This window comes from Anaerobacillus arseniciselenatis (genome assembly GCF_001865995.1).
GTDB classification, from domain to species: Bacteria; Bacillota; Bacilli; order Bacillales; family Anaerobacillaceae; genus Anaerobacillus; species Anaerobacillus arseniciselenatis.
Window position 1 is genome coordinate 276,620 of the sequence record NZ_MLQQ01000040.1, and the last position, 12,386, is coordinate 289,005.

The following is a 12,386-nucleotide window of genomic DNA, read 5'->3' on the forward strand; positions in this document are numbered from 1 at the left end:
GTAATTTACTTAAATATTGGAGAGAACGAAATAACCTACATTTATTAGAATAACCGAAATTAATTGGATTAAATCAAAACATTAAAGGACTGCCTCATAAAATGCAACCGCTATACTTCACCTTGTTTCATAATGTTATTTTGCATTTATTCAAGTACGCAAAGGTTGATATAAATGTGAGACAGTCCGATGATATTATACTGGAGTTGGTTCGTTTCCAATATGATTAATCGCACTAGCAGGGATCACTTCATCGTCACTAATACTTTGTTCTGATACAAACGATAGATCAAATACTTCTTGAAGTGTTTCAACTGCAATTACTTCAATTTCAGTTTGTTCATTAAAAATAAATTGGTAGTTCTCTTTCGGAACAATCACTCGTTTAGCACCAGCTTGTTTTGCAGCTTCTACTTTAGCGACAACGCCACCAATTGGCTTTACAGTGCCGTGAATACTTAATTCACCTGTCATTGCTAACGTATTGTCAACTTTAAATTGGTGAATGGCTGAGTAAATTGCAGTGGCCATCGAGATACCTGCTGACGGACCATCGATCGGTATTCCTCCTGGAAAGTTAACATGAATGTCGTAATCGTCAGTTGCAACGCCCATCTGCTTTAAGACCGTGGCGACATTTTCTATTGAACCTTTTGCCATACTTTTTCTTCGAATCGAACGAACTCTATCACCAGTGCTCTCTTCTTCTGCGATACCGGTAATATTAATTTTTCCTTGACCTTTATTCTCATAAGCAGTTACTTCAATTTCAATAATTGCTCCTGAGTTAGGACCATACACTGCAAGTCCATTAACTAAGCCAACTTGTGGTTTTTCATGAACTTTCTTTTCTGGCCTTGGAGATCTTTGACTAGAATGTATCACCCACTCTACATCTGCAACTTTTATCAACTCTCTATTTTCTCCCGTCGCAATTCCTGATGCGATTTGAACGATATTTACCGCTTCACGACCATTTGTTGCGTACCTCGATATAAGATCAAGTACCCCATCTTCATATTCAAAATGAATTTTAGCAACCGCCTTTTTCGCGACTGTAATGATTTCTTTAGGTGTTAGCGCGCGAAAATACACTTCTAAACAACGAGAGCGGATAGCCGGTGGTATTTCTTCTGGATTTCTTGTTGTTGCACCAATTAAACGAAAATCGGCAGGTAAGCCATTTTTAAAAATATCATGAATATGTGATGGTATTTGTGTATTTTCTTCACTATAATAGGCACTTTCTAAGTACACTTTGCGATCTTCAAGCACTTTTAACAACTTATTAAATTGAATAGGGTGAAGTTCACCGATTTCATCGATAAATAATACCCCACCGTGAGCCTTCGTAACTGCCCCATGTTTCGGCTGTGGAATTCCAGCTTGCCCCATAGCTCCAGCACCTTGGTATATCGGATCATGAACCGAGCCGATAAGTGGGTCAGCTATCCCTCGCTCATCGAACCTAGCTGTCGTTGCGTCTAGCTCTACAAAAACACTGGAAACCCTGAAAGGTGATGAAGCATTTTTCTTAGCCTCTTCAAGAACTAACCTTGCAGCTGCAGTTTTACCTACTCCAGGAGGACCATAAACAATAATATGTTGCGGGTTAGGTCCACATAAAGCAGCTCTCAATGAACGTATCCCATCTTCTTGTCCGACGATTTCATCGAAGTTTGCCGGTCTTACTTTTTCAGATAAAGGTTCACTAAGTTTGATCGATCTCATCCTTCTTAACTGCTCTAACTCTTTTCTTGATTCTTTATCTACAGAAACCCGTTGAGACCTTTGTCCTTTTAACAAATTCCAAAAGTAAAGGCCAATAATTATCCCAAAAAATAATTGAATTAACAATGCTATGCCTGTCCAATTCATGAAGTACCCTCCTACTTATTTTCAAGATGTATGCTTTAGTATCTCCGGTAATGAATGGAGTAATCTTCAAAAAATAAGAAGGGAATAATTGTTATTAGAAAAGCGGAAGCAACGAAAAAAGCATACCAATTCACTTGATATGCTAATTCGTATCTTATTTCTAAGTTCCTCTACAAAACCGAACTACTTACACTCATCGGACAGCCTTTTAAATTATATTATGCACTTTCCTTAGGTACTGGTTGCTTTATAACCTCACCGTCTTTTGTTTCAAGAACTGGTGATGCTTTATCCGTCACCACTTCAGGAGTAATTGTACATTTAGCAATATCTTCACGTGAAGGTAATTCAAACATTACATCGAGCATCATACCTTCAATAATTGAACGCAAGCCACGTGCTCCTGTTTTACGTTCGATTGCTTGCTTAGCAATCTCTACTAACGATTCATCAGTAAAGTTTAATTCAACTTCATCAAGCTCCAATAACTTTACATATTGCTTAACTAATGCATTTTTAGGTTTTGTTAAAATTTCAATTAACGCATCCTCATCAAGCGGTTGCAAGCTCGAAATAACCGGTAAACGGCCGATAAACTCAGGAATTAAACCGAAGCGAAGTAAATCTTCAGGCAATACTTTTGCTAAGTATTCTCCTGGTTTTAAATCTTCTTGTTTTCCTTCTGAGCCGAACCCAATTACTTTTTTTCCTAATCGACGTTTAATGATTTGTTCGATACCATCAAAGGCACCACCACAAATAAATAAAATGTTCGTCGTATCGATTTGGATAAATTCTTGATGTGGATGTTTTCTACCACCTTGTGGCGGAACACTTGCAGTCGTTCCTTCAAGAATTTTTAACAATGCTTGCTGGACGCCTTCACCTGATACATCACGAGTGATTGATGGGTTTTCAGATTTACGTGCTACTTTATCAATTTCATCGATGTATATAATACCTTTTTCGGCTTTTTCAACATCATAATCTGCTGCTTGAATTAATTTTAAAAGAATGTTTTCGACGTCCTCACCAACGTAACCAGCTTCGGTTAAACTAGTCGCATCAGCAATAGCAAATGGTACGTTCAAAATACGAGCCATCGTTTGTGCTAAAAGTGTTTTACCACTTCCTGTAGGACCAATCATACAAATATTACTTTTTGCAAGCTCAACTTCATCAGTTTTCTGTGCAGAATTTACTCGTTTATAGTGGTTATATACCGCTACTGATAATGTCTTTTTAGCTTGTTCTTGACCGATCACATAATCATCTAATATTTCTCGGATCTCTTTCGGTTTAGGAATATCTTGGAAATCTACTTCCTCTTCTGTTCCTAGTTCTTCTTCAACAATTTCCGTGCATAACTCGATACACTCATCACATATATATACGCCTGGGCCTGCCACAAGCTTTCTTACTTGATCTTGAGTTTTACCACAAAAGGAGCATTTCAGCTGACCTTTCTCGTCATTAAATTTAAACATAAAATTTTCACCCCTCTAAGATTGTTCTATATGTTTAGATCGTGCTTACCTGAGAAAAGCTTAACTTTTCTTTATTATGTATTGCATTTTAACACATCTAGAGTAATAAGCGTTAATAGAAGCACTTATCACTTTTGATATAGGTAAAAATAACCTTTTTACTCAAATCATTGATGAACTCCAAGCATCAAATCTCCAAGTATAAAATAAGTATATGTATTTAGTTCAATTTCCACCTCACTTTTTCCTTTTTTCTAACAAAGATTTTCATTCCGATTTTAGTACAAGTTAGTATAAAACAAGGCACGAATACATCGCGCCTTGTCATTATTAATTATTATGCTACAACTTTACTATTATCTACAAGAAAATCTACAGCTTTACGAACTTTTAGGTCGCCTTTCATCGCATCAGTGCCACCTTGCATCGCTAAGATTTGCTTAAGCTCATCTACAGAACGCTTATAAAGTTCAGCCATTTTCTCTAGTTCAGCGTCTACTTCTTCTTCTGTTACTTCAAGTCCCTCTGTTTGAGCGATCGCTTCAAGAGTTAAGTTAATTCGAACTCTTTTTTCAGCATCAGCCTTAAATTGTTCGCGCATGCCATTCTCGTCTGAACCAGAGAATTGGTAATACATATCTAGGCTCATTCCTTGCGCTTGAAGGCGTTGACCGAATTCTTCTAGCATGCGATCTACTTCAGTTGTGATCATTGCTTCTGGAATATCGATTGTAGCATTTTCAGCAGCTTTCTCTACTAAAGTGTCACGTTTATTATGATCTGCTTCAGTTTCTTTGTCTTGGATCATTTTATCTTTAAGTTCTTTTCTTAACTCATCTAACGTTTCAACTTCTTCATTTACGTCTTTAGCGAACTCATCGTCAAGCTCAGGAAGTTGCTTACGCTTAATGTCGTGAACCGTCACTTTAAATACAGCCGGTTTTCCAGCTAGCTCAGGAGCATGGTATTCTTCTGGGAAACTTACTTCAACGTCCTTAGTATCTGCTGACTTAAGTCCAATTAACTGCTCTTCGAAACCAGGAATGAATGAACCAGAACCAATTTCTAAAGAGTAGTTTTCAGCTTTCCCACCTTCAAATGGTGTTCCATCTACAAAGCCTTCAAAGTCGATTACTGCAGTGTCACCATTTTCAATAGCTCCATCTTCAACAACCACTAAATCTGCATGCTTTTCTTGAAGTTGTTTTAACTCTAATTCAACATCTTCGTCTGTAACAGTTGTTTCCATCTCTTCAATTTCTAAACCTTTATATTCACCAAGTTGTACTTCTGGCTTTACAGTAACAGTAGCTTTAACAATTAAAGTTTGTCCTTTTTCCATTTGTTCTACGTCGATTTCTGGACGATCAACTGGATCAATGTTTGTTTCTTCGATTGCACTAGCATAAGCATTTGGAAGTAAAATATCTAATGCATCTTGGTATAACGATTCAACACCGAAACGTTGCTCAAACATAGCACGAGGTATTTTCCCTTTACGGAATCCAGGTACATTCACTTTTCCTACTACTTTTTTGAAAGCTTGATCTAAAGCTTCGTTTACTTTTTCAGCGTCTACTTCAATTGTAAGTACGCCTTGGTTTCCTTCTAACTTTTCCCATTTTGCAGTCATTTATTCTTTCCCTCCAACATTTTCATTATTAAGTATTTTGTGTTATGTCCAATATAAGTATATGATATTCGAACTTTTACAACCATTTCATTATAACATACAGCTATATCATTTCAACTGTAAGAAATTAGCTGCTTCTTAATTTAAAATTTAAAATTTAAAATTAAAATTCTTAAATGCATAAATTCAAAATTTTAAATTGTGATTTGTAAATTAACATTAACTCTTAAAAGCTTCTTGTTCTATTTTAATGATTGTATCAGCGCAAGATAACATTTCGTCAAAATCTACATTATATTCACTGGCTATCTCGAGAACATCATCTTCAAGCCCGAAGAGTTGTACTGCTGTTTTATGTAGTGCTGCAGCCCATATAGACGGATTTAATGGTTCAGGTGAAATAGGGTAAAGGGCAAATAAATAATGCCACCAAACTTGACTCGCCGCTTCATATAAACTTGGATTTTGACTTTCAAGTTTATTTGCTACTAGCTCCAACGTATTCTTACCGAACTTTTCATGAAAAACATCTTCTAAATTTAAAATGTTAACCTTATATTTCTTACCAAACTTATGTACTTCCATTTGTTCCTCTACATTTTTTTCTTTCAATAACTGTAGAATAATACTTTTTAAAACTGGATCGTTTTCATCATTAAGTAAAAATTCTTTTATCGAGTCAACAAAAACGTGAGTAGGCATTTTCCCTAACATTTGAATGGCTAACCATTGCTTATCAGGAGAACCATAATTTAACATATGTAAAAGCTCATTTGGTGGTTTCTTTGCTTCATCGTCCATTTCAATTTTCGTTTCACCATCGACCATTTGTCGACTAAAATGTAATAAGTGGTAAAGTGACTCTGCTAAATTTGCCGGAAGTTTTTCTTCCTCCATGATCCCTTCAAGCATCACAACTACTTCGTTATATTGCCCAAGCTGTACTAACAATGAAATATGTACTTGTAAAATATCAAAGTAGTTTCCAATGTCTTCCTTAAGCATTTTTTCAGTAATTTCTTTGGCTTCTTCTAACCTACTTTGCTCAATAAGGCTTAGAGCTAACCCGAATCTTGCTTGTGGATGATCTGGCTCAATCTGTAGCGACTGGTCAAAATAAGAATGTGCATCTGAAAAGTTTTTTCCCTTTAACGCATCCATTCCCTTAGTTACAAGCTTTTCCACAACTCCAGGAAACAAAACTACTTTTTCCTTATTATTTTTTTGTTCCTCATTCATAATTAACGCTCCACTCTATATATCACTCACTTTTTCATATAAGTTTACCATTCCCAAAAATGAAATACAACGAAACCCCCTTGCTGTAATAAAAAACAAACATCGTTAAAAGTCAGTTCTTCCTTTCCAACTAACTATCCAACAAACCAACATACAAACTAAAAACAAAGAGGCAAACAAAAACGTCTGCCTCCTTCTTAATATTAAAGTGCTCTTTGTTTTTCGAAATTAGTAATAGCTTCTTCATATTTTAGTGTGACTGAAACTTCATCCCAACCGTTTAAGAGCATTTCTTTCCAATACGGATCTATCGTAAACTCGGCTGTGAATCCTTGATCATCGGATATGTTTTGTTGCTTAAGATCAACTGTTAATTCATACACTCCTTCGTCAGCCTTTTCAAGGAGTTCGTTAACTTTTTCCTCCGGTAACTGAATTGCTAAAATGCCATTTTTAACACAATTGTTATAAAAGATATCAGCAAAGTTCGGAGCAATAATGACTTGAAATCCATAGTCTTGCAAAGCCCACGGAGCATGTTCCCTAGATGAGCCACATCCGAAGTTTTGATTCGCTACTAAAATAGAAGCATTGTTATTATGTGGTTGATTAAGTTCGAATTTTTCATTGTCTGTTCCATCTGCATTAAAACGCCAGTCAAAAAATAAAAATTGTCCAAACCCTGTGCGCTCAATTCGTTTTAAAAATTGCTTTGGTATAATTTGGTCCGTATCTACATTTACACGGTTCATAGCTGCTACATTTCCTTTATGAACTACCATCCCAGCCATATTAGTAACTCCCTTCAATCATAAAGTTTCTATTTTACAGTTGCTTCATTAAATATACGTACATCAGTAAATTTACCTTTCACTGCCGCTGCTGCTGCCATCGCCGGGCTAACTAAGTGAGTACGTGCCCCTTTTCCTTGACGTCCCTCAAAATTCCGGTTAGATGTAGAAGCACAACGCTCACCTTCTGGAACAAAATCAGGATTCATACTTAAACACATACTGCATCCAGACTCACGCCATTCAAAGCCCGCTTCTAAAAACACTTGATCTAATCCTTCTGCTTCAGCTTGTAATTTTATTTTTTGCGAACCAGGAACAACCATTGCTCTAACACCAGGGGCAACTTTTCTTCCTTTGGCTACTTGGGCGGCAGCTCTTAAATCACTCATTCGAGAGTTTGTACACGAACCGATAAAAACGTGTTGAACCTCAACATCAGAAATAGAAGTACCAGGAGTGAGTCCCATATAGTCTAGTGCTTGCTCAATAGCTATTTTATCAGCTGCATTTTCACAATCATTCGGATTTGGGACAACCCCGTTAATGCCAATACCTTGTGAAGGATTCGTCCCCCACGTTACTTGAGGTTCGATTTCACTCGCTTCAATTTCAACTGTACGGTCATACGTAGCACCTTCATCTGTGGCTAAAGCGCTCCATTGTTCAACTGCTTTTTCAAATTCTTCTCCTTCTGGAGCATATTGTCTTCCTCTTAAGTATTCAAAAGTAGTTTCATCCGGGCTAATTAAACCTGCTTTCGCCCCTGCTTCAATGCTCATATTACATACGGTCATTCGTTCTTCCATTGTCATATTACGAATTGCTTCACCTGTAAATTCGATAATAGAGCCTGTTCCAAAATTAACACCAAACTTAGCAATGATGGCTAAAATTACGTCCTTTGCAGTAACTCCTAAAGGGAGATCACCCTTTACATGAACTTTGAGCGTTTTTGGCTTTGATTGCCATAATGTTTGTGTGCTTAGAACATGTTCAACTTCACTTGTGCCAATTCCAAATGCTAAAGCTCCAAAAGCTCCGTGAGTTGATGTATGGCTATCACCACACACGATCGTTTTTCCCGGTTGAGTTAACCCTAATTCTGGTCCAATGACGTGAACGATACCGCTATCAGGGCTATTTAAATCGGCAACCTTCACCCCAAATTGACGACAGTTATCAGACAATGTATCCATCTGCTTTTTAGCAATTTCATCTTTGATCACATAGCGATCTACCGTTGGAACATTGTGATCCATTGTTGCAAACGTTAATTCAGGACGGCGAACCTTTCTTCCTTTTAAGCGTAGTCCCTCAAAAGCTTGAGGGGAAGTAACTTCATGCACCATATGAAGATCAATATATAAAAGGGAAGGCTTACCAGGTTCACTTGCAACGGTATGTTTTTCCCAAATCTTTTCGATGATTGTTTTCTTTGTCATCTAATCCTCTCCCTAAATCAGTTTTGAGTTTTGAGTGTTGAGTTATTTAGCAAAAGCTTCGAAGCATGGCAAATACAATCTTTTGAACTTCAACTCAAAATTCTTAACTTTAATTCGTTACTACTAACTGTATTCGTTCGATCACTTTTTCAGTCATTTCTTCTGTTGTAAGGACTTGCTCTCCTTGTTGGGCAATGTCCCCTGTGCGGTAGCCCGCTTCTAAAACTTCTGTCACCGCTTGATCAACTGCATCTGCCTCCTCAATCATTTCGAAAGAATAGCGAAGTAGCATAGCTACTGACGAAATTGTTGCTAATGGATTGGCTTTATTTTGTCCGGCAATATCAGGGGCAGAACCGTGAATTGGTTCGTAAAGACCTGGACCATCTCCACTAACACTTGCAGATGGTAACATTCCTAATGAACCTGTAAGCATTGAAGCTTCATCACTTAAAATATCGCCAAACATATTTTCTGTGACCACAACATCAAACTGCTTAGGGTTTCGAATCAACTGCATAGCTGCATTATCAACAAGCATATGTTCTAGTTCAATATCAGGATACTCTTTTCCAATCGCTTCAGCGACTTCACGCCATAGTCTACTAGATTCGAGAACGTTCGCTTTGTCTACAGAAGTAACTTTCTTACGACGTAACCGAGCTAATTCAAAAGCTTGTCTTACGATTCTTTCAATTTCAGATTTTTTATAATATAGAGTGTCAACTACGGCCTCTCCGTCGGCTTCAGTTCGACGCTCGCTAGGCTCTCCAAAGTAAAGGCCTCCTGTCAATTCACGAACAATCATTAAATCCACATCTTCAACAACTTCTCTTTTTAAGGTTGAAGCATCAATGAGCGCTTTGTAAGCAGTAACAGGACGTAAATTCGCATATAAATTCAACGCTTTACGAATACCTAGTAAGCCTTTTTCTGGGCGCATATGCCCTGGTAACGTATCCCATTTCGGACCACCTACAGCCCCTAGCAAAACACCATCGCTCTTTTTTGAAAGATCCACCGTTTCTTGTGGAAGTGGAGTGCCATCTTCATCGATGGCTACTCCTCCTAATTTTGCATATTGGTATTTAAATTGATGATTAAAATTACTTGCAACGGTATCTAAAACTTTAATCGCTGATTGAATTACCTCAGGGCCAATTCCGTCCCCGGGAATTACTGTGATCGTTTTATTCATCATCATCGCTCCCTCTTTTACTACAAATGGACCTTTTCTGACACCTTTTCTTCTTTAGTTATTTTATTTAAAATTCGATTTACGGCATTAATATAAGCTTTAGCAGAAGCTTCTAGGACGTCATGAGCCGTTCCACGCCCACTTTTTTCAACATCTTGAAATCTAATTTTTACATATACTTCAGCAAGTGCATCCCTACCCCCACTTACTGATTGAATTCGATAATCTAAAAGCTTCACTGGAGAAGCAAGCATACGCTCTAACGTGTTATAAATCGCTTCTACACTTCCAGACCCTGTGGCAGCCTCTTGTAGTTGCTCTCCATCTGGTGTATTCATCGTAATCGTTGCCGTTGGGATATTATTTGTACCGTAATTCACTTGTAATTGTTCTACTTTATAATAAGCAACAGCACTAGCGACTCTTTCTTCCGTTAAAATTGCAAAAAGATCATCCTCTGTAATCTCTTTCTTTTTGTCGGCTAAATCTTTAAACGCTACAAAAAGTCGGTTTAATTCTTCATCACTAACATTATAGCCTAACTCTTGAATTTTATCTTTAAATGCATGGCGCCCAGAATGTTTCCCAAGAACCATTCGATTCGAAGAAACACCAACAAGCTCAGGCGTAATAATTTCGTACGTCGTTTTTTCTTTTAGAACGCCGTCTTGGTGAATACCAGATTCATGGGCAAATGCATTAGCACCAACGACCGCTTTATTATTTGGAATAACCATCCCTGTCAATTTACTAACAAGAGAACTCGTTCTTTTAATTTCGTTTAACTTCAGCTGTGTTTCAGCATTATAATGGTCACCACGAATTTTTAAGGCAACAGCAATTTCTTCTAAAGAAGCGTTTCCTGCTCTCTCACCAATCCCATTAATCGTACATTCGACTTGACCTGCTCCATGTTCAATCGCTGATAAAGAATTAGCAACCGCCATTCCTAAATCATCGTGACAATGAGTAGATAAAATCGCTCGGTCTATATTACGAACATTCTCCTTCAAATAAGAAAATACATGACCAATCTCATGCGGAGTAATATACCCAACTGTATCAGGAATGTTGATGACCGAAGCACCAGCATCAATGACTTGCTCAATAATTCTGACTAAAAAATTTAAGTCGGATCTACATGCATCTTCAGCAGACCATTGAATGTGTGGAAAATATTTAGCTGCATATTTGACGGATTGAACTGCAGTCTCGACCACTTGATCAGGAGTTTTCTTTAATTTATGTGTCATATGAATTGGTGATGTAGCAATAAAAACGTGTAACCTTGGATCGACACCGCCTTTTAGAGCTTCCCATGTCGTATCAATATCACTTTGCACGGAACGTGATAAACCTGTGACAGAACTACCTTTAATCGTATCAGAAATTGCTTTAACTGAGCGGAAATCCCCTTGGGAGGAAGCGGGAAAACCCGCTTCAATAATATCTACTTTTAAACGCTCTAATTGTCTAGCAATTTCAAGCTTCTCTTCAAAGTTTAAGTTAACTCCTGCTGACTGTTCGCCATCTCTTAATGTCGTATCAAAGACATTAATTTTTCGCACTTGTGACCACGCCCTTTGATTTTGGTTTTACGAATGGCATCATTTCGCGAAGCTCTTTTCCTACCACTTCAATTGGATGTTGCTTTTCTCTAGCATTAATAGCATTAAACTCAGGACGATTTGCTTGGTTTTCTAAGATCCAACCTTTAGCAAACTTCCCTGTCTGAATATCTGTTAAAATATCTTTCATCACTTTTTTTGTTTCGTCAGTTACTACACGTGGACCTGAAACGAAGTCCCCCCATTGTGCTGTATCAGAAATAGAATAGCGCATTCCTTCTAATCCACTTTCATACATTAAGTCAACGATTAGTTTTAACTCATGTAAACACTCGAAGTAAGCAACTTCAGGTTGATATCCTGCCTCTACTAATGTTTCAAAACCTGCTTTTACTAGTGCTGATGTTCCACCACAAAGGACCGCTTGCTCACCGAATAGATCTGTTTCTGTTTCTTCTTGGAATGTTGTCTCAAGTACGCCTGCACGGGCAGAGCCAATTTGTTTTGCATAAGCAAGAGCAGTTTCTTTAGCATTACCTGTCGCATCTTGATAAACTGCGATTAAACCAGGTACTCCAGCACCTTCAGTATATGTTCTACGTACTAAATGACCAGGACCTTTTGGTGCAACTAAGAATACATCGACATCAGCTGGCGGTACGATTTGACTAAAATGAACGTTAAATCCATGAGCAAAAACGAGCGCTTTTCCTGCTGTTAAACTTGGTTCAATTTCCTCTTTATAAATTTTCGGTTGGTACTCATCTGGTAAAAGAACCATAATTACATCTGCTTGCTCTGCCGCTTCACTTACTGATAAAACTGTGTGTCCGTCATTAACTGCTTTATCCCAAGAACCGCCTTGACGTAAACCAACTACAACTTCTACGCCACTTTCTTTTAAATTTAATGCGTGTGCATGACCTTGTGATCCATATCCAATAACCGCTACCTTTTTCCCTTGTAATACTGCCTCATTAACATCACCGTTATAATATACTTTTGCCATTTTAAAACATCTCCTTAATTAATTTAGAATTTAAAATTTAAAATTGGTAAATACTAGTCGAAATTCAATACCACTTACCTAACTAACGACATTCGACATTCCACATTCCAACTTTTCAGCTTTCCACCTTCCAACTAC

General features: G+C 37.6%; 9 protein-coding genes. All 9 read right to left on the reverse strand.

Annotated features, from left to right (window positions below; all coding sequences use genetic code 11):
• Nucleotides 1-195: 195 nt before the first annotated feature.
• Nucleotides 196-1,878, reverse strand: coding sequence for an ATP-dependent protease LonB (gene lonB / locus BKP35_RS14510; protein WP_071314072.1), 1,683 nt, complete (start codon nucleotides 1,876-1,878; stop codon nucleotides 196-198).
• A gap of 218 nt (nucleotides 1,879-2,096) precedes the next feature.
• Nucleotides 2,097-3,365: an ATP-dependent protease ATP-binding subunit ClpX gene (gene clpX, locus BKP35_RS14515; protein WP_071314073.1), complete on the reverse strand. Its 1,269-nt coding sequence runs from the start codon at nucleotides 3,363-3,365 to the stop codon at nucleotides 2,097-2,099.
• A 337-nt stretch (nucleotides 3,366-3,702) separates the two neighbouring features.
• Nucleotides 3,703-4,998 (reverse strand): trigger factor, encoded by a 1,296-nt coding sequence (tig, locus tag BKP35_RS14520; RefSeq protein WP_071314074.1) that lies wholly within the window; start codon nucleotides 4,996-4,998, stop codon nucleotides 3,703-3,705.
• A 219-nt stretch (nucleotides 4,999-5,217) separates the two neighbouring features.
• Nucleotides 5,218-6,237, reverse strand: a complete 1,020-nt coding sequence (locus BKP35_RS14525; protein ID WP_071314075.1) for a tetratricopeptide repeat protein — start codon at nucleotides 6,235-6,237, stop codon at nucleotides 5,218-5,220.
• A gap of 203 nt (nucleotides 6,238-6,440) precedes the next feature.
• A complete protein-coding gene (gene leuD, locus BKP35_RS14530; RefSeq protein WP_071314076.1) occupies nucleotides 6,441-7,028 on the reverse strand; it encodes a 3-isopropylmalate dehydratase small subunit in 588 nt (195 codons plus the stop codon).
• A 29-nt stretch (nucleotides 7,029-7,057) separates the two neighbouring features.
• Complete coding sequence (gene leuC, locus BKP35_RS14535) at nucleotides 7,058-8,473, reverse strand: 3-isopropylmalate dehydratase large subunit (RefSeq protein WP_071314077.1); 1,416 nt, start codon at nucleotides 8,471-8,473, stop codon at nucleotides 7,058-7,060.
• Between the two features lie 109 nt (nucleotides 8,474-8,582).
• On the reverse strand, nucleotides 8,583-9,671 hold the full coding sequence (gene leuB, locus BKP35_RS14540) for a 3-isopropylmalate dehydrogenase (RefSeq protein WP_071314128.1): 1,089 nt from the start codon (nucleotides 9,669-9,671) through the stop codon (nucleotides 8,583-8,585).
• 20 nt (nucleotides 9,672-9,691) lie between these two features.
• Entirely contained in the window at nucleotides 9,692-11,239 is a 1,548-nt protein-coding gene (locus BKP35_RS14545; RefSeq protein WP_071314078.1) for a 2-isopropylmalate synthase, read from the reverse strand.
• Complete coding sequence (ilvC, locus tag BKP35_RS14550; protein ID WP_071314079.1) at nucleotides 11,226-12,248, reverse strand: ketol-acid reductoisomerase; 1,023 nt, start codon at nucleotides 12,246-12,248, stop codon at nucleotides 11,226-11,228. Before ilvC ends, BKP35_RS14545 begins: the two co-directional genes overlap by 14 nt.
• Nucleotides 12,249-12,386: the final 138 nt, after the last annotated feature.